We start from the raw sequence: 20224 nt of genomic DNA on the forward strand, positions 1-20224 counted from the left end.
GTAGCCCCCTTGACCGCAACTATGACCACACAGACCTTTCTCTGGCACGACTACGAAACCTTTGGCGCCCAGGCGCGCCGCGACCGCCCGGCGCAATTCGCCGCGATCCGCACCGACGCCGACCTGAACGAGATCGGCGATCCCATCATGTTGTATTGCAAGCCGGCCAACGATTTCCTGCCGGACCCGCAATCCTGCCTGATCACCGGCATCACGCCGCAGCAATGCCTGGAATGGGGCGTGCCCGAGCACAAGTTCGCCGCCACCATCGAGCAAGCCTTCGCCAAGCCGGGCACCATCGGCGTCGGCTACAACACCATCCGCTTCGACGACGAGATCACCCGCTTCATGTTCTGGCGCAACCTGATCGACCCGTACGCGCGCGAATGGCAAAACCAGTGCGGCCGCTGGGACTTGCTGGACGTGGTGCGCATGACCTACGCGCTGCGCCCGGAGGGCATGGAATGGCCCATGCGCGAGGACGGCAAGCCCAGCTTCAAGCTGGAGCACCTGGCCAAGGCCAACGGCCTGCTGCACGAGGCGGCGCACGATGCGCTGTCCGACGTCCGCGCCACCATCGCGCTGGCGCGCCTGATCAAGCAGAAACAACCCAAGCTGTTCGACTTCTGCCTGGCGCTGCACAAGAAAGACCGCGTGGCCGACGAGATCGGCATGCACCTGGCGCCGCAATTGCGCGCGCCGTTCCTGCACGTGTCCGGCATGTTCCCGGCCGAACGCGGCTGCATCGCGCTGGTGTGGCCGCTGGCCACGCATCCGACCAACAAGAACGAAGTGATCGTCTGGGATTGCACCTACGATCCGACCGAGTTGTTCACGCTGGACGCCGACACCATCCGCACCCGCATCTTCAGCCGCGCCGACGCGCTGCCGGAAGGCATGACGCGGCTGCCGGTCAAGAGCATCCACCTGAACAAGTCGCCGATGCTGGTGTCCAACCTGAAGACGCTGTCGCCGGCGATGGCGGCCAAGTGGGGCATCGACCTCGAGCAAGGCAAGGCTTACGCCGCGCTGGCCGCGGCCGGCCGCAACATGGATGTGGAATGGGAGCAGGTATTCCACCGTCCGGCCGGCGCCGAGCTGGATGTGGACGAGGATCTGTACAACGGCTTCGTCGGCAAGGACGACCGCCGCATGCTGGACTCGCTGCGCAAGGAAACGCCGGCCAGGCTGGCCACGTCATCGCCGTCGTTCAGCGATCCGCGCCTGCTGGAACTGCTGTTCCGCTACCGCGCGCGCAACTTCCCCGAGACCTTGTCCGAAGGCGAGATGGAACATTGGGAACAGCACCGCGCGGCGCGCTTCTACGACGGCGCCGGCGGTGCGCGCAGCATCGACCAGTTCTTCGGCGAGATCGACCATCTGCAACAGGATGCCGATGAGCGTGCCGAACACATACTGGCCGAGCTGTACGAGTACGTGGAGCTGATCGCTCCCGCGCACTAAGCAGGCTTAAGCGCGATGCTGGTTGATGGCGTCGCGCGTTTCCTGCGCCACGCGGCGCGCGGCGGCCGCGAAGTCTTCATTGGCCTTGGGCGCCGCGTACAGGATCGCCCGCGACGAGTTGATCATCATGCCGGTGCCGTTGTAGGTGCGGCCCGACTTGACGGTCGCTTCGATATCGCCGCCCTGCGCGCCGATGCCCGGCACCAGCAGCGGCATGTCGCCGACGATCGCCCTGACCTGCGCCAGTTCCTCCGGGAAGGTGGCGCCCACCACCAGCGCGCACTGGCCGTTGGCGTTCCACTTGTCCGCCACCAGGCGCGCCACGTGCTGATACAGCGGCTTGCCGTCGACGTTCAGGAACTGCAAGTCCGAACCGCCGGCGTTGGAGGTGCGGCACAGGATGATGACGCCGCGCTCGCTCCACTCCATATAGGGCTCCACCGAATCCGAACCCATGTAGGGATTGACGGTCACCGCGTCGGCGCCGTAGCGGTCGAACGCTTCGCGCGCGTACTGGCGCGCGGTGGCGCCGATGTCGCCGCGCTTGGCGTCCAGGATCACCGGAATGTGCGGATAATTGTCGCGCACGTAGTGGCAGATTTTCTCCAGCTGGTCTTCCGCGCTCAGCGCCGCGAAGTAGGCGATCTGCGGCTTGAACGAGCACGCCAGATCGGCGGTCGCGTCGATGATCTCGCGGCAGAAGCGGTAGATGCCTTGCGGGTCGTTGTGGAACTGGGCCGGCAGCTTGTCCATGTCCGGATCCAGGCCCACGCACAGCAGGGAGTCGTTGGCCGCCCAGGCGGCAGATAATTTATTGATGAAAGTCACGACGCACCCTTAGCTTTTGTTGCAAACCCTCTATTGTAACGTCCCCGCAGCAGCCTGTTAAAATTTGGCCCTCATTCCTTAGAAAGCGAATTCCTTTGACGTCCTCCCCGCCCTAAAGGACGGGGATTCCTACATCTAGCGTCGCACGTCCGCGACGGAGGATGTTTAACGCAGCATTGAGATCGCGATCATGTACGCAACCACAATCACTACATTGCCACTCTCTTACTCCAAGGCCTGCGATACCTTTCGGACTGGAATCGGGCAAGGCGCCGCAATTCGAACAGGTTTGGGAGGTAAATCGTTCATTCACTTCTTCGAACCATGCGCCATGCTTAACAGCCTTGTACGCCAGTTTGTTTCGGAAGGACGACCAGCCGGCATCGAGAACGGACTTCGCCATGCTGGTCTTGGCAAGTCCGGCGGCGCTCACATTGCCCACCGTGATGTAGTCGAACTCGCGCACCAGACGGCTCGACAATTTATGGTGAAAATCGTTTCTGCAATTGGCTATCTTGGCGTGGATCGCTCTCACTCGGCGCTTCTTGCGCGCACGCTGGGCGATAGCAAGTGCTCGTTCCATACCGCGGTAAATCCGCTGCGCTCCGATTTTCTCACCAGTAGACAGCGTCGCGAAGTCTTTCAGTCCAAGGTCAATTCCCACCCCTCGCACCGGCGCGCGCGCGTTAGCGGCCGTCGCATCAACTTCAATCGCGATGTTGAGGAACCAGTTGCCGCGACTGTCGCAGGAAAAATTCGTGCCGTCCTTGATCTTACCTTCCGGGAGCGGGCGACTGTTGAACACGCGAAACGTATTGCCGGCGAACCGGAACGCATCACCTTCGCGTTTCAGTTCGCGCCCCTTGAGCGGAACCCACCCGAGGTTTTTTTTGCCTCGGTAGCGCAAAAAAGGGCGCTTTTTCTGCGCTCTCGACTTGGCGTATTGCTCGCAAACCGCATTGATCGTGCCCGAGTGCAGGCCCAGTTCTTTGCTGCTGCCTTGCGTAAGCTTGTTCAGGTCGAAACCTGTGTGCCAACGACGACCAAACCGCAGCGCGTCTTTCTGCCTGTCGTTGCAAAAATTCCAGACGAAATTGCACGCCCGGCTTTGCTTGTTCAGCAAGCCGATCAACGACTTCACCCGGTAACGATAGACCAAAATCATACTGTGATTATATACAGTTATTTCAACCGAAGGGAGACCACTGGTACGCAGTCGGCTCCTTTCACGCCCCGCCCTGAAGGACGGGGTTTCTTGGAGCAAATCTGATGAAACTCACCAACAAAGTCGCCATTGTGACCGGCGCCACCCAAGGCATAGGCTTGGCTTGCGCGCAGCGCCTGGTGACCGAAGGCGCCAAGGTCATGCTGGTCGACATCAAGCCGGAAGGCGCTGCCGCCGCCGCCACGCTGGGCGCGCAGGCGCGCTTCTTCGCTGCCGACGTCAGCCAGAAATGCGACGTCGACGCCCTGGTGGCCGCCACCATGGCCGAGTTCGGCCGCATCGACATCCTGATCAACAACGCCGGCGTCACCCACGCCGCCGATTTCCTCGACCTGAACGAGGACGATTTCGACCGCGTGCTGCGCATCAACCTCAAGTCCATGTTCCTGTGCGGCCAGGCGGTCGCGCGCGAGATGGTCAAGCAGCAGAGCGGCTGCATCATCAACATGTCCAGCGTGAACGCCGAACTGGCGATCCCGAACCAGGTGCCGTACGTGGTGTCCAAGGGCGCGATCAACCAGCTGACCAAGGTCATGTCGCTCAACCTGGTCACGCACGGCATCCGCGTCAACGGCATCGGCCCCGGCACCATCCTGACCGAACTGGCCAAGCAGGCCGTGATGGCCAGCCCGGAAGCGCGCCACACCATCCTGTCGCGCACGCCGATGGGCCGTTGCGGCGAACCGGAGGAAGTGGCCTCGATCGCCGCCTTCCTGGCCAGCGACGACGCCAGCTACATGACCGGCCAGACGCTGTATGTGGACGGCGGCCGGCTGGCGCTGAACTACACGGTGCCGGTGAAATAAGGAGTTATACGCATTATTGATGTCTGGTATCTGAAACGACAATTAGACACATATCTTTCGCCCCCCCATAATTACACCTGTCTCCACTATTCTCCTCCAAGAAAATAGTTTTAAGCCCGCTTTAACCAGCGGGCTTTTTTTTTCCATGGGTGTGAATAAGCAGATGGCCCATTTCTTTTAGAATCAATTAGTTACCATCCAATTTGCTGCAACGCAGTAGAAAAATACGCACCTACGCCGGTGGGCGCCGCTTCGGGAATTTCCCCGGCCCTTGCCCGTGCGCTCCGCCAAAGAAAAAAGTTGAATTTCAACAGTTGCAAAAATTAAACCTATCCCCATAGTGTCTCTAGCTGATTAGCTGGGGCGCCAATTGCCAGGGCGTACTTACGAAGCAGCGGTCGTTGACACAGCTGATTTTCCTTAGGTGCAATTTGGCAAAACTACTTGGATTAGGGCACATATGACTACCCAGCAACAGTTTCTCGACATGCTCACGGAAATTGAACCATCCACTTCAACGGTAGCGTCGTGCTCAAGCGCGCACCGGACGTTGCGCGATGCCTTGGCAGACCATGAAGAGTTCGGGGACGTTCACGTCGAGACTTTCCTCTCGGGTTCATACATTCGCGACACGGCTATTCGTCCTGCAAAAGTTGATGGTGTGCTCCAGCGTCCCGACGTAGACATCATCGCGGTCACTGACCACACCGCCGACGATGAGCCGCAAGTTGTGTTGGACGCGGTGCAAAAGGCATTGGTCGATGCGGGTTACAAAACACTGACAGTGAATCGACGGTCCATCAACGTAAAGTTGGTGACGGTCGACATGGACGTGGTTCCAGTTATCGAGAACGGCGACTCGTACCTCATCCCCGACATCCACCTCAAGCAGTGGCTGCCAACTAATCCGCCGGCACACACGCAGTGGACCGTCGATGTAAATTCCGAGGCCGGCGGCAAGTTCAAGCCCCTCGTCAAGCTGTTCAAATGGTGGCGCCGCGTGCACTTGTCCAGTCTTAAACGACCGAAGGGCTTTATTCTGGAATGCCTCGTCGCCAAGCATATGTCCTACGGCGAGGCCAACTACGAGACCCTTTTTGTGACCTTGCTGGAAACCATCCGCGACGCCTACAGCGCTTACGCCACAGTCGGAATGGTGCCTTACTTGGATGACCCGGGAGTGCCGGGCAACAACGTCTTTTCCGCAGTGGCCGCCGAGGAATTCAGGACGTTCTACAACAAGGTCGAAGAGCACGCGACGCTAGCGCGTAAAGCAAAAGGCGAAACTGACCAGGACGAAGCGCTTAAACTGTGGCGGCAAGTCTTGGGCTCGCGCTTTCCGGCATCGGCCGCCCAACGGTCGACATCTGGCTTGGCAAATTCGCTGCTGCGGCCGGCTGTGGGTTTAGGCCTTACGTTTCCAGCGGCGGCCGTTGTTCCGAACAAACCAGGCGGCTTTGCTTAATGACCTTGGTAACTAGTCAAGCCAAGCGAATGGCGCGAGAGCGCCGTTTGTTGGATGAATTTGCGAGCTCGACGTCTACGTTCACGAAACAGGGCTGGTCTAAGACAGCTGCAGGCGAGCTTTGCCTTAAGTTTCGGTTGGAGCTGTCGATTTGCGGCTTTGAGGGAATGCTGGTGTATCCAGACCTGTTCCCCGATGTGCCCGCCTACATCCGGCCCCAGAAGTTCGGTGAAAGCTGGAGCAACCATCAATACCGCGGCTCTGGCGTACTTTGCCTACAATATGGCCCCGACAACTGGGCCCCATCCATTACAGGGGTTGACTTAGTTAGAAGCGCAAATACCCTACTGTGGAACGAGGTGCTTACCGCCATTCTTCCGGAACTTGAAGGCGTTCAATCGCGGCATAGCTCGACCTTTGGCAGCCACCTTCGCAGCTTCCCTCGTCGATTTATTGTGACGCCTGGCCTGCGCGCCATCTTGGCAGAGGGTGTGTCAACGAGTCCCATCATTCTTAAGGTAACGAATAAATTCAATGAGGGTTGCTCGGTATCGGTCGCGACCTCAACGGGAACCACGCCGGTTCCAATTGATGATGTACCCACGTGCTTGGCCACTGACCGTACTGGGTGGGCCGGGTGGGCAGTACTCGTCGATTCCGTGGATGCGTTTGACGTCAAGATAGACAATGCAACGCTAAAATCGAGTTTGGGGCCCGCTTGGCCGTCGACCGAAGACCTTGGCGACAGTATTCATTATCTGGTGCTGCATGACGCCAGTGGTGCCATACGCGCATTCCTACTCTGGGAGGGGAAAGAGCCCGGCATTTGGCATTGCCATACTGTCGACTTTGAGATAGACCAAGAACAACGACTACCCGCGGCTTTTGGTGTGCTGTCGGAAGTGCGAATCGCGATTGTCGGTCTGGGGTCTCTCGGCAGCAAGATTGCAGTCTCCCTAGCCCGTGCGGGGGTACGACGCTTCGCGCTGGTTGATGATGATGTTCTCGCCCCTCAAAACCTGGTGCGCAATGAACTCAATTGGTTAGATGTGGGGTTTTCCAAGGTCGGCGCCGTTGAACGTGAATTAAAGCGGGTCGCCCTAGGTGTCGAGGTGACGGCCTACGAATCCAACATCGCCGGCCAGGAGAATCCGCTGTTAGCCGCGAAAATGTGCAGCGACGTGGCAACCTGCACGCTAATCATTGACGCTACTGCGAACCCTCAAGCGTTCGTGGTGTTAGCTGCACTGAGCAAGCGAAGCAAGACCGCGATGGTGTGGGGCGAGGTATTCGCAGGCGGTGTCGGGGCACTCATGGCTCGTAGCCGGCCAATGCTGGACGCAGATGCGTTGAGCGTTCGGGCGCACATCAACGGCGTATTGGGGACCATGCAACCGGTGCCAGGGTGCCGGACCGCGAATTACGGCCTTGAGAATGGGAACGAAGTCTATATCGCTTCCGATGCAGACGTGTCAGCATTAGCTGCTGCGATGACCCAATTTAGCTTAGACGCCTTGTGCGAGCCCCAGGACTCGGCATACCCTGTTGCGGCCTATCTCATGGGCTACCGTAAATACTGGGAGTTTCAAGGTCCGTTCGACACGCTTCCGATTGATTGCTCTGGCGCGCTCAGACCTACCGACGAACTAGAACCGCTCACGAAAGCAGAAGTGGCTGACTTGGACGAGCTTAACAATGCGATGGAGGACGGCACCAGTGCTGCGGATAACGGTTCCCCATAACGTGCAAGACAGCTTACGTTCGGCTCTCTTAAAGGCAGGAAACCGAGAATGTGGTGGCGTGCTCATGGCCGAACACGTCGGTGTCAATCACTTTGTTGTTCGGGAGTTGACTGTGCAAAAGCCTGGTGGCATTGCGTCCTTCGTGCGCTCGCTGACCAATGCGGTGAAAGCCGTTCAGGCTTATTGTCGTGCCACTGGAAACAACTTCACCCGGTTTAACTACCTTGGCGAATGGCACAGCCATCCGCTCTTCAGCGTGCAACCAAGCTCGACAGACCATGCCACCATGCGGAGCCTGGCAACGGATATCACGGTTGGCGCTAACTTTGCAGTTTTGCTGATATTCAGACTAAACGCCGGCGTGCTCGAAGGTAGTGCCCACACATATCTGCCGGACGGCAGCATGCATCAATCCGTATTGGACCTGGAGACCCTGACATGACCGCAAGCCTTCTGGAAAAGGAATCGACCGGTGGAGCAATAGCACGCGTTGGCTTCGAGTATCAAGATGTCTACGTGCTAGAGCACCTCCCGGAATGGCTTGCTCAAGGCGCTTTTAGCCATGTGGTCAGTGAGGCCATCGGCGACATAGAGGTCTGCTATTTCAACCCGAACGGCGGGATTCTTCGAGTGATGTACGAGGCGAAGAATCACACGCTAACCGTCACGCAGTTTTGGGATGAGATAGCGAGATTCAAAGCAGTTTTTGAGACCTCGCCAAGCGAGTTTCCGAGGTTTACATTGGTCTGCCGAAACTACAACAGCAAGACAAGCCCGATTGTGTCCAAAATCGAACGGCTACGCGGCGTTGGCTCGTCTTACGAGTCCAACTCGCCCATTCTGGCAGCAGGCCGCAAAGAAATCCGCGAGTGGTCCCAAAAAAACGGGAACAAGGCAGACCTGGCTGAATTCGCACTCGACCATGTCGATTTCGTAACGTATGCATCGGAAGGCGCCGACCAGGCGTTTATAGGCCAGCTCAATGAAAAATTGCCAGCGCTTGACTTGACCGCAAGCCTGGCGGCCCGCCTTCGCGACCTCTACAAAGAACAGATTGCAAGATCTTCGTCAGGCCCCGTCTATCGGAAAGAGCTAGAAGCAGCACTTTGTAATTTGCGGGATGTCGAACGCCAGGTTTGGCTTAGCACACCTGTCCGGGTTCACCTACCAGCTGGTAGCGTTCCCTTTTATGAACTCGGGCTAGACGTCGGCGCATTCAACGGTAGTATGCGCGCAGCGAGAACCCTTGAGGATTGGCGCTCCCTTCTCGCAGCCGCCCAACGCATAGCAGAGTTTGTCACTGGAAGCACCCTTCGCCGCGGCATCGCCCTTGATGGAAAACAGCGGATGTCGACTTCTGGCATGCTCGGCTACGCCTTCGGCGCTACTCGAGGGTTTTCCTTGAACGTGGAGCACAACGGGAGTACGTATAAAACGGCCAGTCATGGCAGGAGCACGGGCACTTTCTTCATTGAGGAAGCGGTCTCAGGAGATGCCAATATTTCCGAAGGCATTGCCTGCATTGGTTTCCCTACTGCCGTGGGCGCCGACGTCGACTTGATTTCCTCTGGGGTGGCTGGAAAATTACCCCAGGTGCACCTTGAGAGTTCGCGGACAATCGCAAATATTGAAGATTTGAACTTGGCGGTTGCAGAATCCAAGGATGCGCTAGTGCGATTTCGCTCGCAAAACCAACTCTCTACACTGCACGTCTTCTTGAAAGCGCCGTCGGTATTCGCCATGGCGCTAGGGCACCGGCTCAACGGCGTGTGCGCAATCCAGCTCCACGACTGGGTGGATGGGCGATACCTCCCAACAGCATTGCTAGATTCGTAGCCATCAGTGGGGATGGAGCGTTGCCAGGCCGTGCCTGCCAAGGTGATGCGGAGCCTAGCTCGTTCGACGAGGAGCCATTTGAGTTCGGGAGGGATTCGGGTTCGCAATTTCGTGGCCCATGAATAAGACGATACCCCTGTACAGCGAACGAGCAAGACCAGTTTTTGATTGCAGCGCACCAACTTGAGTGGCTTTGACCCGAGTTCGAACTGCTTTGGCCATTTTTCTATTGACACCCTGTCCATTGTCACTACCGCGTCATATTCACTCCCTATACTGGTCACATCTTCAGTACATGCAACCGATAGGCATGACGGAAGAAAGGTGCACCGGGCTTCCGGTGCACCACTCCCTCTTCTTTGCGCTGCATGGTATTGTCCGGGTCATGATCAAGCTACTCTTTCTGACCAATTCCCACGCCCGACTACGCTACTGGACCGCCATCGTCCTGTACCTGCTGATCCTGATACTCGGCTCGCTGCCCGGCGCCCGCCAGGACATCGGCCAGGTGGCCTCGGGACTGCTACTGCACTCCATCGCCTACGCCGGCCTGACCTTCCTGGTGTTCACCGGCGGAACCGGCGGCTTGCGGTTACGCGCCGGCAAGGCCGTACTGACCATCGCCCTGATGGGCGCACTCGACGAACTCATACAAAGCTTCTTGCCCTACCGTCATGGTGCCGTGTCCGACTGGCTGGTCGACTGCAACGCCGCCGTGCTGACGGCGCTCTTCATGTGGGTCCTGTGGACCCGCTATCGCATCCAGCCGTCAAACTGATACTGCCGGCGCGTTCTCCAGGCGCGCCCATCGCCAGCTCCACGTCCAAACGCATCTGCTGCAATTGCTCCGCCTTGGCCACGCGTACCAGTTCGTGCAATGAATGCGTTAATAAATGCCGGCAGCGCGGGTCCGGCGCGTCTCCACAAGTTGAATTGATTAAATCTTCGATAATAGTGTCTGTCACGCGTGTCAACATATCGATATCCTTTAAAGTGATACCCAACAATTATTGCGTGCGAGTAGCATCACTCAATTGATGTATATCAACTGGCGCAGAATGGAGAGGAACAAAACCGGGCGCCCGGCCTCTGAATCAAATGGCTAGCCGTTTTGATTAATCGACCGTGGGGAGAATGTGATGAATATGACCAGAAACGCGACCATCGCGCTGTTTATCGTGACGCTGGCTGCTTGCGCCTCGGACCGCAGCAACGAACCGGGCGCGAGCAGCAGCACCAGCAACTACCCGTCCGATGGCAGCAGTCCCGGCACAACCAGCACCACCACCAGCCAGAGCAGCACTACCGGCACCATGACCAGCAGCAGCCCCGGCGCCCAGGCCTCCTACGGCGTGGTGCAAGCGATCGACCAGATGCAGCGCCAGGATGTGGGCGTGGGCGCGGTGGGCGCGGCGGCGGCCGGCGGCAGCGTCGGCTTGCCAACCGACAAGGTCTACCGCGTCACCGTGCGCATGGACGACGGCAGCAGCCAGCTGGTGGTGGTCGACTCCATGCCCAGCTACAAGATCGGCGACCGCGTACGCTACAACAACGGCGCGCTGACCAACTACTAATAGAGCTGTTCGACCTGGTAGCCGCGCTTCCTGAGCAGCTGCGGCAAGCCGTCCTCGCCCATCAGGTGCAGCAGGCCGACGCCGACAAAGGCGGCCTGCTCCTGCTGCAGGATGCGCTCGATGTTATTGGCCATTTCGGGATTGCGCTTGCCCAGCAGTACGCGGTTCATGAAGCCGGCGGAGATCGTGTCGCCGCTGGTGGCGGATTGCCACGCCGCGCGGATGGCGGGCGCGTCGGCCGCGTTCCAGGCCTCGATCAGCGCGGTGGATTTCTTCAGCGAAGCGCCGTCGGTCAGGTCCGCCAGGTTTTCCAGCAGATACTGCTCTTGCTGCCGCTCATCCAGCATATCGAACAGGCTCAGCTGGTAATCGGCGCTTTCCAGCTCGCGCACCGCCTTGTCCTGGCTCTTGGCGGCCGCCAGCAGCGCGTACTCGACCGCCTGGCTGCGCTGGTAGCCATGCACCTCCATCTCGGCGCCGACCAGCAGGTTGGCGATCAGCCAGGGCTTGTAGTGCTGCACCGATTGCAGCGACATGCCGGCCCGCGCCAGCGCCTGCACCGTCAGGCGCAGCGCGGCCGGCGACAGATGGCGCTGGACCGTGTCGCCGTCCGGGTAGCGGCCATGGCGCGCCAGCGCCAGCTGGAACGGCACATCCTGGCGGATATCGAGCTCGATCACCAGCGCCCGGGAATCGAGCAGCGCGCGCGACGCCACCGGATCCAGCGGGTAAAACCCGTCCTTGCCGACATGGATGGTGCCGAACAAATAGCTGGTCTTGCCATCGTGCGTGACCCGGTACAGCTGGCCGCGATGCGCGACCGAAGCCGGCTCGTTCAGCCCGGCGGCAAACAGCGCCTGGCAGCTGGCCAGCAATAGCGTAAATAGAATGGCAATTTTCTTCGGCATGAGTTTTCCCCGCGATAGCGGGCATGCCATCGAAAGAATGAAAATGTAATAAGGGAGTAGTAATGCGATGCGCTTTACTGTTTCCTATGGTAAATCAGGAAAATGCGCGGTGAGGTATTTTTTTAAAACTTCCGGCTAATCTGCAACGAAATAAACACACTAAATATCAGGTGTTTAATAAAAATACTGTTTAAATGATTAGATATTATTGATTTAACACGCCATATACCCCCACTCGGTCCAAGGGCTTCATTGATTATTGCCCGGGCGGCCAGATATAGACCCCATGATTCCATTTTCCATCCTCGACCTCTCCCCGATCGCCGAAGGCAGCACGCCCTCCGCATCGTTCCGCAACACGCTGGACCTGGCGCAGCACGGCGAACGCTGGGGCTACCAGCGCTACTGGCTGGCCGAGCACCACGGCATGCCCGGCATCGCCAGCGCCGCCACCGCCGTGGTCATGGCCCATGTGGCCGGCGGCACCTCGACCATCCGGGTCGGCGCCGGCGGCATCATGCTGCCCAACCACGCGCCGCTGGTGATCGCCGAGCAGTTCGGCACGCTGGAGGCGCTGTTCCCCGGCCGTATCGACCTCGGCCTGGGCCGCGCGCCCGGTTCCGACCAGACCACCGCGCGCGCCCTGCGCCGCAACCTGGACAGCGACGCCGACGCCTTCCCGCAAGACGTGCTCGAACTGCAAGACTACCTGTCCGACACGCCGCGCCAGCGCGTGCTGGCCGTGCCCGGCAAAGGCGCCAAGGTACCGCTGTGGATCTTGGGTTCCAGCACCTTCGGCGCGCAGTTGGCCGCGCACATGGGCCTGCCGTTCGCCTTCGCCTCGCATTTCGCGCCGCAGATGATGCTGCAGGCGATCGCCCTCTACCGCGGCAACTTCCAGCCGTCGGCGCAGTTGTCCAAGCCGCACGTCATGCTCGGCTTCAACGTGTTCGCCGCCGACAGCGACGAGGAGGCGCACTACCGCGCCACCTCGATGCAGCAAGCCTTCGTCAACCTGCGCAGCGGCCGTCCGGCGCGCCTGCCGCCGCCGCAGGCCGGTTATTTGCAAGCGCTGGGGCCGCAGGAACGGGCGCTGCTCGATTCCGTGCTGTCCTGCTCGGCCATCGGCGCGCCGGACACGGTGCGCCGCCAGCTGCAGGAATTCATCGCCCGCACCGGCGCCGACGAGCTGATGATCACCTCGCAGATCTTCGACCACGCGCAGCGCCTGCGCTCCTATGAAATCACGGCCGAGGTGCGGCAGGGACTTCCGCCCGGCCGGTAGGGAAAACTACCCGAGCTCAGCAGCAATTTGTGATCGCCGGTAAAATTGCGACCTGCAAATTGAAGGAGCACCCGTGAGCCAGTCCCACGCCCAGCAAGACATTTCCCCAGGCATGGTCTGGCTGTTCGCCATCGCGACCGGACTCATCGTCGCCAACCTGTACTACGCGCAAACGCTGATCGGCCCGATCAGCCGCGCCACCGGGCTCGACCCCGGCGCCGCCGGCCTGATCGTCACGCTGACGCAGATCGGCTACTGCCTCGGCCTGCTGTTCATCGTGCCGCTGGGCGACCTCGTGGAAAACCGCCGCCTGATCTTCATCGCCCTGCTGGTGACGGCGGCCGCCCTGCTGGCGGCCTCGTTCACGCGCAGCGCGCCCCTGTTCCTGCTGGCGGCCTTCTGCATAGGGTTGGGTTCGGTGGCGGCGCAGATCGTGGTGCCGTTCGCCGCCCACATGGCGCGGCCGGAAAAGCGCGGCCAGACCGTCGGCACGGTGATGAGCGGCCTGCTGATGGGCATCATGCTGGCGCGTCCCGTGGCCAGCCTGGTGGCCGACGCGCTGAGCTGGCACGCCATCTTCGTCATCTCCGCCATCGGCACCACGGCGCTGGCCTTCCTGCTGCGCGCGCGGCTGCCGCAGCGCCATCCGGGTTCCGGCCTGCACTACTTTGAATTGCTGGCTTCGATGTGGCATCTGCTCAAGAGCACGCCCATCCTGCGCCGCCGCGCCGCCTACCAGGCCTGCATGTTCGGCGCCTTCAGCCTGTTCTGGACCTGCGTCTCGCTGGAATTGACCGGCCCGCGCTTCGAGCTGAGCCAGACCGGCGTCGCCATCTTCGCGCTGGTCGGCGTGGCGGGCGCGATCGCCTCGCCGATCGCCGGCCGCCGCGCCGACCGGGGCAAGAGCCGCTCCACCACCGCCATCGCGCTGACGCTGGGTGCGCTGGCCTTCGCCCTGCCGCTGCTGATCCATTCCAGCCGCGTGGTCGACCTGGGCGTGCTGGTGCTGACCTCGATCGTGCTGGACATGGGCGTCTCGGCCAACTTGGTGACGGGGCAGCGGGCCATCTTCGCGCTGCCGGCCGAAATCCGCAGCCGCCTGAACGGCCTCTACATGGCCCTGTTCTTCATGGGAGGCGCACTGGGATCCTCGCTGGGAGGCTGGATGTTTGCCGCGCACGGCTGGACCGGCGTGCTGTGGGCCGGCCTCGCCTTCCCCCTGACCGCCCTGTGCGTGTTCGCCACCGAATAATATCGGGGTCAAGTCTGACATTCGGACACGGCCTCTGCCGTAGCAGCAAAGCTACGGCAGAGGCCGTGTCCGAATGTCAGACTTGACCCCAGGTTTAATGCGACCAGAGCCGAACCTGGCCCTGCAGCGAAACGGTGCCGTTGATGTTGAGGCTGCCCAGGTTGCCGGTGACCGGCGCGTTCGGATCCATCTGCACGCTCAGCGATTCGAAACCGAAGTTGGTGTAGCGTACATAGCCCGGCAAGCCGATGGCGATGTAGTCGCCGCCGCCGTCGGAGCGCGTCTGCACGCCCAGGCTGACGGCGAACATGTCCACCATGCCGCGCACATTCTTGAACACGATGTAGCGGTTCTGCCCGTCCCCATTGAAGCCCAGCGACAGGCGGCTGTCGCTGACCGCCCCCACCAAGGTCGGATCGTTGAGCGAAATGTGCGCGGCGAAGCTGATGCCGTCCTGGCCGCTGACCTGCGACAGCTCCCGGTCGTCGAGCGCCTGCAACGGCCCGCCCTGCGCCACGCCGGCCGCCAACAGCAGCGATAAGAACAGGGCGCGCGCCATCAGTGCTTGAACTTTATGTCGAGATACTGGATCTGGATCGAGCCGATCCGCGACGATCCCAGGTCCACCGTCGCCTGCCCGGGACTGACGAAGGAAATATTGTCGACCACGATGCCGCCCGCCGGCGCCACGCCGTTGCCATAGCGCGCATCCGGCCAGTCGATGCCGATGTGCAGGCGCGGCCCGGTCTCGTCGGTCAGCGCATTGATCACCGCCGGCTGCGACGCCACATTGGCCAGCATCCACGGCGTGTTGTTGAACACGCCGTTGCCGTCGACGCCGCCGATATGCACGCCGCTCAACACCATCGCCTCGCTGGCGTCGGTGCGGCCGCGCGGCTGGAACGACAGCTGGCCGATATCCATCCGCAGCGCGGCGCCGAAGGCCACGCCGTCGTTGACCTGCGGCGTGGAGAACTGCAGGCCGCCGCCGGAGAACACCAGGTCCTTGATCACCACGCTGCCCTGCTCGCGCGTGACGCCATCCGCCGCCACGCCCCAATCGTAGGCGGTCTGCCAGCGCTGGTCGGCATTGGTATTCAAGGGAAACGCGATATTGATGACATCGGCCAGGCCGGGCGCGCCGGCCACGATGTCGAGCTTGAAGGGATCGGAAAACGGCAGCGGATTGTCGCTGCGCGAGGCGCTGAATTTTTCCACGTACAGGCTGGAACCGATCGGCGTGGTGTAGGTCACGCGCGCATCGCCGCTCATGGCGAAACCGTTCAGGTCGAAGCTGACGCCGTCGCGCCCGCGCACCGACGACAGCGCCGCGTCGGTCAAGGCCTCCATCGCCGGCGCCGGCGCGCACACGACGGCCAACACCATCAAGCAGCAAACGCGCGCGGCCATCTTCAGCGGCCCTTCGGCAGATTCGGCGGCACCAGGCCGCTGGTGTTCAGCGCCTGCAGCTTGTCGCGCCAGTTCAGCCAGATGCCGGCCTGCGCCGCATCGGATGCCGGCACCCCGGCGGCGCTGGGAAATTGCACGCCGGTCTTCAACACGGCGATCCAGAAATCGCGGCTCGGTCCGGCGGCGTCGCCGGCCGTCACGCCGCCCAGCTGCGCCAGCGACAAGCAAGGCGCGCTGCAGCCGCCGTCCCAGCGCTTGCCGCCCAGGGTATCGGTGTGGGAGTCGAGCAGCAGCGCGCTGCCGTCGGCCGCCAGGCCGCTGACCTTCATCGAGCCCGACAGGCTGTTGATCTTCAGGCCGATATCGCCGCTGATGCCCTCAAAGCCGAAGCGCATGCCGACCGCCTCGCGCGAGGCGCCGTCGGCCGCGTTCTTGTAGACGAATTCGAAATAGGGATTGCTGATGTGGACCAGGCGCTGCGCCTCGCTGCCGTCGCTGCGGCCGAACTGCAGCAGGCCGATGTCGAGGTCGGCGCCGGTGCCGTTGCGGGCGGCGTAAGTGTATTCGCCCAGGCGCATATTGCGCAGGTTGGCGCTCAGCGTGATGTCGGCGTCCAGCGCGATCTTGCTGAAGTCGAAACCGCCCAGGCTGGTGTTGGTCAGCGCGACCAGGCCTTGTCCGCGCGTATTGGACAATTCTTCTTCGCTCAGGGCTTGCATCTGGGCCGAGGCCGTCAGCGTGCAGCAGGCCAAGGCCGCGCACAGCCATAGCGAACGCAGGAAATAGAGGGGGCTCATGATGTGGGAACGACAGCCGCTGGCGCGGCTGCCGTTGCTCGACTGATTAGTGAGCGAAGATCCAGACGGTGGTGCCGCGCATGTCGATCTGGTTCATCGCTACCGAACCGAACGATGCTGCGTTGTTGCCCATCTTGATCGCGTCGACCGACACGTTCAGGTAGTGGCCGTCAGCAACCACGCTCGCCGGGATGGCGATCTGGACGACGTCGCCGCCGGTCGCTGGGTTGTAGAACGTGCCTGGGTTGGTCACGCCGGCGGCGGCGGCAGCGGCCAGGAAGGAGTTTTTCGACAGGATGTCGATGTTAGCGGCGATCAGGCCGTTAACTTTGATGCCGTTGAAGCTGACCGAACCGCCACCCAGGCCGTTCGCGTCCAGCGCATCGGTGTCGGTGTAGACGAACGAGTCAATCTTGATGTTCAGGTTGGCAGCGATCGACACGCCGTCCTGGCCGCTGACGGTGCTCAGCTCTGCGTCTTGAATCGGGGTCATGGCCGATGCCGAGAAGGCCAGGGTTGCCAGGGCTGCGGCTGCTGCGGTTTTGATGAATTGCATGTGATTGTCTCCGTGAGGTTTTGGTCTAGGTATTTGTGTTTTTTTCAATGCTACGTAACCATCTTAGGGCTACGCTGTCGCCACCGTCCAGCATGCCGCGCTGACTTGTCAGGCCAAGCTACAGACCCGGCGAGCCAGCGCGGACAAGCCTGGATTAGTGCGCGAAGATCCAGACGGTGGTGCCGCGCATGTCGATCTGGTTCATCGCTACCGAACCGAACGATGCTGCGTTGTTGCCCATCTTGATCGCGTCGACCGACACGTTCAGGTAGTGGCCGTCAGCAACCACGCTCGCCGGGATGGCGATCTGGACGACGTCGCCGCCGGTCGCTGGGTTGTAGAACGTGCCTGGGTTGGTCACGCCGGCGGCGGCGGCAGCGGCCAGGAAGGAGTTTTTCGACAGGATGTCGATGTTAGCGGCGATCAGGCCGTTAACTTTGATGCCGTTGAAGCTGACCGAACCGCCACCCAGGCCGTTGGCGTCGAGTGCGTCGGTGTCGGTGTAGACGAAGGAGTCAATCTTGATGTTCAGATTGGCAGCGATCGACACGCCGTCCTGGCCGCTGACGGTGCTCAGTTCCGCGTCCTGGATCGGGGTCATGGCCGATGCCGAGAAGGCCAGGGTTGCCAGGGCTGCTGCGATTGCGGTTTTAACGATTTGCATTTTTTATCTCCGAGTTGTGTTTGAAATTTTTTGTCCGGGCTCACGTCCGGCAGGCTGGTCCTTGGCTCCGGGTAGGAGCCGCGGCGCACTGTCTGGTGCCGTGAAAATCTTAATATTTGACTATTAATTGAGTCCATCATATGAGTCGCGCCCGACGCCGGTCCAGCATGTCGCACTGACTTGCAAAGCCAACGACTTGGCCCTGAGAGCCATGCAGAGTGAGGACGCGGAGTGTGGTCGTTGTTGCACGCTTGTTGTCAAATAGTTGCGACAAACGCCACCCCGGGTAGCATAAGTTCGGCCCGGATCATCTAGAGTCACAGCTCTAAAAAAACAGATGCTCGGTTTTGGCAAAGCATGCGTTAATTAATTACTAGAAAAGAAAGACGAGTTGTCGCCTTAATAAAGCACGACCGTTCTAATTACAAATACTGGAGACAAGATGAACCCAACAACGGGGCGCCCGACGCCTCTGGGCGCAGCCTACGCCCGCACTTTGCGCCAGCCTTGCCGCCAGCATGTTGATCGCGCGCGTCCGGGCACGCTCCCCCGCATGCCGCGCGCCGCACGCGAGGGCTGACGCCATGCTGATGATATTGTTGACCGTGATCGCCGCCGTCATCGGCGGCGCCGGCGTCATGTCCCGCCACGAGCCGCAAGACCGTCCCAAAGGCCAGTACGAGATGCCGCAAGCCAGGCTGGGCGGCGGCGCCTACGTGCAATCGGTGACCATGGAGCCGTTCTCCGAACTCAAATACAAGCACATCGTGCGCCAGGCCTTCGACTTCAGCTGCGGCTCGGCCGCGCTGGTCACCATCCTCAACTACCACCTGGGCGTGATGGTCAACGAACAGCAAGCCATGGAAGGCATGCTCGACAAGGGCGAGAAGGAAAAAATCATCGAACGGCGCGGCTTCTCGCTGCTGGACATGAAGCGCTACGTCGGCTCGCTGGGCATGTCCGGCGCCGGCTTCAAGGCCGAGATCAAGGACTTGAAGACGCTCAACGAACCGGCCATCGTGCCGATCGACTACGCCGGCTCCAAACACTTCGTGGTGCTGCGCGGCATCCGCGACGGCGTGGTCTACATCGCCGACCCGTCCGCCGGCAACATCGTGTTCTCGGTCGAAGAGTTCGCCCGCTGGTGGGACAAGAACACCCTGTTCATCATCTCCCCGGCCAAGGGCCAACCAGCGCCGGCGCAGCTGGCGCTGACCGACCAGGAACTGGGCGTGACCGATATGGACCGCGTCACCGGCAAGGGCCGGCAGGACGGCCTGTCCAACTCGGCCCAGCAGTTGCTGCGCGCCGTCAACTCAGGCGCCGCCGGCACCTGGATGCATCGCAATTAACCCTCAGCAGCGCCACCACTCTTCAAGGATGACCAAGATGATTTTCCGTACCCTGCCTATCGCCGCAGCCATTGCCGCCACCCTGCTGGCGCTGCCCGCTGTGGCGCAACAGACACCCCCTGCGGCGGCCGCCCCGGCCAGCGCCGACGCCGCCCGCGACGCCCTGGCCAAGAAGGAAGGCGAAGGCGACCAGAGCGCGCTGCTGAAGCAGACCCTGACCGCCGTCGACAAGCAGTACTCGATGATCCGCCGCAACCAGCTGTCCGTCACCTACGACCTGAGCTACACCTACGTCGGCGAGGAGCGCATCGTCACCGACCTGGCCAACGGCAGCACCACCCTGTTCAACATCGAGAACACCAGCTCGCACAGCGTCACCAACACCTTCTCGGCCGACTACGGCCTGCTCGACAACGTCACCGGCAACCTCACCCTGCCGCTGATCTCGCGCTACTCGGACAACAACCTGTCGAACGGCGTCTCCAACTCGCTGGGCGACATCCTGCTGGGCGCGCGCTGGCAGCCGTTCGAGGCGCGCCGCGACACCCCCAACCTGACCGTGACCAGCAATGTGCGCCTGCCGACCGGCCGCAGCCCGTTCAAGATCATCGCCGGCAGCGGCGAGGCGACCGGCAGCGGCGTCGGCGCCTTCACGGCCGGCCTCAGCGTCAACAAGATCGTCGACCCGGTCGCACTGTTCGGCTCGCTGAACTTCACCGCCAGCCTGCCGGCCAAGCACCTGTGGCAAGTCAACGGCACCCGCGTGCTGACCCGCGTGCAGCCGGGCAGCACCATCGGCTTCGGCATGGGCTTCGCGTACGCGCTGTCGTACGGCATTTCCACCACGATCTCCTTCCAGGAAGCGATCTCGGCCGGCTCCAAGCTGCGCTTCGCCGACGGCCTGGAAGCCAAGACCCATATGCAGACCTCCAGCATCCTCAACCTGGGCCTGGGCTACCGCGTCTCGCCCAAGACCACGGTCAATATGTCGGTCGGCATCGGCCTGACGCCGGACTCGCCGAACATGACGGTGAGCATGAACCTGCCGCTGAACTTCTGA

Annotated in this window: 20 protein-coding genes; 12 read left to right on the forward strand and 8 right to left on the reverse strand. The window is 61.2% G+C overall.

Annotated features, from left to right (window positions below):
• The first annotated feature begins 21 nt into the window (after positions 1 to 21).
• Entirely contained in the window at positions 22 to 1464 is a 1443-nt protein-coding gene (gene sbcB / locus AC1RMD_RS18330) for an exodeoxyribonuclease I (protein ID WP_492928113.1), read from the forward strand.
• Positions 1465 to 1470: 6 nt separating this feature from the next.
• Here sbcB and pyrF read toward each other — a convergent pair whose 3' ends face one another.
• Positions 1471 to 2292, reverse strand: a complete 822-nt coding sequence (gene pyrF / locus AC1RMD_RS18335; RefSeq protein ID WP_492928114.1) for an orotidine-5'-phosphate decarboxylase — start codon at positions 2290 to 2292, stop codon at positions 1471 to 1473.
• Between the two features lie 112 nt (positions 2293 to 2404).
• Complete coding sequence (locus AC1RMD_RS18340; protein ID WP_492928115.1) at positions 2405 to 3457, reverse strand: RNA-guided endonuclease InsQ/TnpB family protein; 1053 nt, start codon at positions 3455 to 3457, stop codon at positions 2405 to 2407.
• A 104-nt stretch (positions 3458 to 3561) separates the two neighbouring features.
• Here AC1RMD_RS18340 and AC1RMD_RS18345 point away from each other — a divergent pair, with 104 nt between their 5' ends.
• The 7 genes from AC1RMD_RS18345 (at position 3562) to AC1RMD_RS18375 (ending at position 10940) form a co-directional block, all read left to right on the forward strand.
• Entirely contained in the window at positions 3562 to 4323 is a 762-nt protein-coding gene (locus AC1RMD_RS18345) for an SDR family NAD(P)-dependent oxidoreductase (RefSeq protein ID WP_492928116.1), read from the forward strand.
• 460 nt (positions 4324 to 4783) lie between these two features.
• Positions 4784 to 5788 (forward strand): SMODS domain-containing nucleotidyltransferase, encoded by a 1005-nt coding sequence (locus tag AC1RMD_RS18350; RefSeq protein WP_492928117.1) that lies wholly within the window; start codon positions 4784 to 4786, stop codon positions 5786 to 5788.
• Positions 5788 to 7530, forward strand: a complete 1743-nt coding sequence (locus AC1RMD_RS18355) for a ThiF family adenylyltransferase (RefSeq protein WP_492928118.1) — start codon at positions 5788 to 5790, stop codon at positions 7528 to 7530. Before AC1RMD_RS18350 ends, AC1RMD_RS18355 begins: the two co-directional genes overlap by 1 nt.
• Positions 7484 to 7972: a Mov34/MPN/PAD-1 family protein gene (locus tag AC1RMD_RS18360; RefSeq protein ID WP_492928119.1), complete on the forward strand. Its 489-nt coding sequence runs from the start codon at positions 7484 to 7486 to the stop codon at positions 7970 to 7972. Before AC1RMD_RS18355 ends, AC1RMD_RS18360 begins: the two co-directional genes overlap by 47 nt.
• The gene (gene cap4 / locus AC1RMD_RS18365) at positions 7969 to 9366 is read left to right on the forward strand and encodes a CD-NTase-associated endodeoxyribonuclease Cap4 (RefSeq protein WP_492928120.1); all 1398 of its coding nucleotides are present in this window, start codon (positions 7969 to 7971) and stop codon (positions 9364 to 9366) included. Before AC1RMD_RS18360 ends, cap4 begins: the two co-directional genes overlap by 4 nt.
• A 385-nt stretch (positions 9367 to 9751) precedes the next feature.
• The gene (locus AC1RMD_RS18370; RefSeq protein WP_492928121.1) at positions 9752 to 10144 is read left to right on the forward strand and encodes a VanZ family protein; all 393 of its coding nucleotides are present in this window, start codon (positions 9752 to 9754) and stop codon (positions 10142 to 10144) included.
• A gap of 361 nt (positions 10145 to 10505) precedes the next feature.
• A complete protein-coding gene (locus AC1RMD_RS18375; RefSeq protein ID WP_492928122.1) occupies positions 10506 to 10940 on the forward strand; it encodes a hypothetical protein in 435 nt (144 codons plus the stop codon).
• Here AC1RMD_RS18375 and AC1RMD_RS18380 read toward each other — a convergent pair.
• Complete coding sequence (locus AC1RMD_RS18380; RefSeq protein WP_492928123.1) at positions 10937 to 11848, reverse strand: TraB/GumN family protein; 912 nt, start codon at positions 11846 to 11848, stop codon at positions 10937 to 10939. The genes AC1RMD_RS18375 and AC1RMD_RS18380 overlap by 4 nt on opposite strands.
• A gap of 286 nt (positions 11849 to 12134) precedes the next feature.
• Between AC1RMD_RS18380 and AC1RMD_RS18385 the strand changes: the two genes are divergently transcribed.
• Positions 12135 to 13133: an LLM class flavin-dependent oxidoreductase gene (locus AC1RMD_RS18385; protein WP_492928124.1), complete on the forward strand. Its 999-nt coding sequence runs from the start codon at positions 12135 to 12137 to the stop codon at positions 13131 to 13133.
• A 112-nt stretch (positions 13134 to 13245) separates the two neighbouring features.
• Positions 13246 to 14385 (forward strand): MFS transporter, encoded by a 1140-nt coding sequence (locus AC1RMD_RS18390; protein ID WP_492928197.1) that lies wholly within the window; start codon positions 13246 to 13248, stop codon positions 14383 to 14385.
• Positions 14386 to 14479: 94 nt separating this feature from the next.
• On the opposite strand, the gene AC1RMD_RS18395 is transcribed toward AC1RMD_RS18390, so the two are convergent.
• From AC1RMD_RS18395 to AC1RMD_RS18415, 5 genes are all read right to left on the reverse strand, one after another.
• Positions 14480 to 14944, reverse strand: a complete 465-nt coding sequence (locus tag AC1RMD_RS18395; RefSeq protein WP_492928125.1) for a hypothetical protein — start codon at positions 14942 to 14944, stop codon at positions 14480 to 14482.
• The gene (locus AC1RMD_RS18400; protein ID WP_492928126.1) at positions 14944 to 15771 is read right to left on the reverse strand and encodes a hypothetical protein; all 828 of its coding nucleotides are present in this window, start codon (positions 15769 to 15771) and stop codon (positions 14944 to 14946) included. Before AC1RMD_RS18400 ends, AC1RMD_RS18395 begins: the two co-directional genes overlap by 1 nt.
• 26 nt (positions 15772 to 15797) lie before the next feature.
• A complete protein-coding gene (locus AC1RMD_RS18405) occupies positions 15798 to 16592 on the reverse strand; it encodes a hypothetical protein (RefSeq protein WP_492928127.1) in 795 nt (264 codons plus the stop codon).
• Between the two features lie 46 nt (positions 16593 to 16638).
• Positions 16639 to 17148, reverse strand: a complete 510-nt coding sequence (locus AC1RMD_RS18410) for a DUF6160 family protein (protein ID WP_492928128.1) — start codon at positions 17146 to 17148, stop codon at positions 16639 to 16641.
• Positions 17149 to 17302: 154 nt separating this feature from the next.
• The gene (locus AC1RMD_RS18415) at positions 17303 to 17812 is read right to left on the reverse strand and encodes a DUF6160 family protein (protein ID WP_492928129.1); all 510 of its coding nucleotides are present in this window, start codon (positions 17810 to 17812) and stop codon (positions 17303 to 17305) included.
• 584 nt (positions 17813 to 18396) lie between these two features.
• Here AC1RMD_RS18415 and AC1RMD_RS18420 point away from each other — a divergent pair.
• Both AC1RMD_RS18420 and AC1RMD_RS18425 read left to right on the forward strand, forming a co-directional pair.
• Positions 18397 to 19164: a C39 family peptidase gene (locus AC1RMD_RS18420; RefSeq protein WP_492928130.1), complete on the forward strand. Its 768-nt coding sequence runs from the start codon at positions 18397 to 18399 to the stop codon at positions 19162 to 19164.
• A 37-nt stretch (positions 19165 to 19201) separates the two neighbouring features.
• Complete coding sequence (locus tag AC1RMD_RS18425) at positions 19202 to 20224, forward strand: transporter (protein WP_492928131.1); 1023 nt, start codon at positions 19202 to 19204, stop codon at positions 20222 to 20224.

The sequence above is a fragment of the Duganella sp. GW822-FHT06D06 genome, assembly GCF_058799615.1.

What these genes read in the sequence shown, in the direction of transcription:
- AC1RMD_RS18420 (WP_492928130.1), top strand. Translation starts at nt 18,397, where the DNA reads ATGCTGATGATATTGTTGACCGTGATCGCCGCCGTCATCGGCGGCGCC.
- AC1RMD_RS18385 (WP_492928124.1), top strand. Translation starts at nt 12,135, where the DNA reads ATGATTCCATTTTCCATCCTCGACCTCTCCCCGATCGCCGAAGGCAGC.
- AC1RMD_RS18345 (WP_492928116.1), top strand. Translation starts at nt 3,562, where the DNA reads ATGAAACTCACCAACAAAGTCGCCATTGTGACCGGCGCCACCCAAGGC.
- AC1RMD_RS18425 (WP_492928131.1), top strand. Translation starts at nt 19,202, where the DNA reads ATGATTTTCCGTACCCTGCCTATCGCCGCAGCCATTGCCGCCACCCTG.
- cap4 (WP_492928120.1), top strand. Translation starts at nt 7,969, where the DNA reads ATGACCGCAAGCCTTCTGGAAAAGGAATCGACCGGTGGAGCAATAGCA.
- AC1RMD_RS18360 (WP_492928119.1), top strand. Translation starts at nt 7,484, where the DNA reads ATGCGATGGAGGACGGCACCAGTGCTGCGGATAACGGTTCCCCATAAC.
- AC1RMD_RS18355 (WP_492928118.1), top strand. Translation starts at nt 5,788, where the DNA reads ATGACCTTGGTAACTAGTCAAGCCAAGCGAATGGCGCGAGAGCGCCGT.
- AC1RMD_RS18410 (WP_492928128.1), bottom strand. Translation starts at nt 17,148, where the DNA reads ATGCAATTCATCAAAACCGCAGCAGCCGCAGCCCTGGCAACCCTGGCC.
- AC1RMD_RS18350 (WP_492928117.1), top strand. Translation starts at nt 4,784, where the DNA reads ATGACTACCCAGCAACAGTTTCTCGACATGCTCACGGAAATTGAACCA.
- AC1RMD_RS18400 (WP_492928126.1), bottom strand. Translation starts at nt 15,771, where the DNA reads ATGGTGTTGGCCGTCGTGTGCGCGCCGGCGCCGGCGATGGAGGCCTTG.
- sbcB (WP_492928113.1), top strand. Translation starts at nt 22, where the DNA reads ATGACCACACAGACCTTTCTCTGGCACGACTACGAAACCTTTGGCGCC.
- AC1RMD_RS18370 (WP_492928121.1), top strand. Translation starts at nt 9,752, where the DNA reads ATGATCAAGCTACTCTTTCTGACCAATTCCCACGCCCGACTACGCTAC.
- AC1RMD_RS18390 (WP_492928197.1), top strand. Translation starts at nt 13,246, where the DNA reads ATGGTCTGGCTGTTCGCCATCGCGACCGGACTCATCGTCGCCAACCTG.
- AC1RMD_RS18415 (WP_492928129.1), bottom strand. Translation starts at nt 17,812, where the DNA reads ATGCAAATCGTTAAAACCGCAATCGCAGCAGCCCTGGCAACCCTGGCC.
- AC1RMD_RS18395 (WP_492928125.1), bottom strand. Translation starts at nt 14,944, where the DNA reads ATGGCGCGCGCCCTGTTCTTATCGCTGCTGTTGGCGGCCGGCGTGGCG.
- AC1RMD_RS18340 (WP_492928115.1), bottom strand. Translation starts at nt 3,457, where the DNA reads ATGATTTTGGTCTATCGTTACCGGGTGAAGTCGTTGATCGGCTTGCTG.
- AC1RMD_RS18405 (WP_492928127.1), bottom strand. Translation starts at nt 16,592, where the DNA reads ATGAGCCCCCTCTATTTCCTGCGTTCGCTATGGCTGTGCGCGGCCTTG.
- AC1RMD_RS18375 (WP_492928122.1), top strand. Translation starts at nt 10,506, where the DNA reads ATGAATATGACCAGAAACGCGACCATCGCGCTGTTTATCGTGACGCTG.
- AC1RMD_RS18380 (WP_492928123.1), bottom strand. Translation starts at nt 11,848, where the DNA reads ATGCCGAAGAAAATTGCCATTCTATTTACGCTATTGCTGGCCAGCTGC.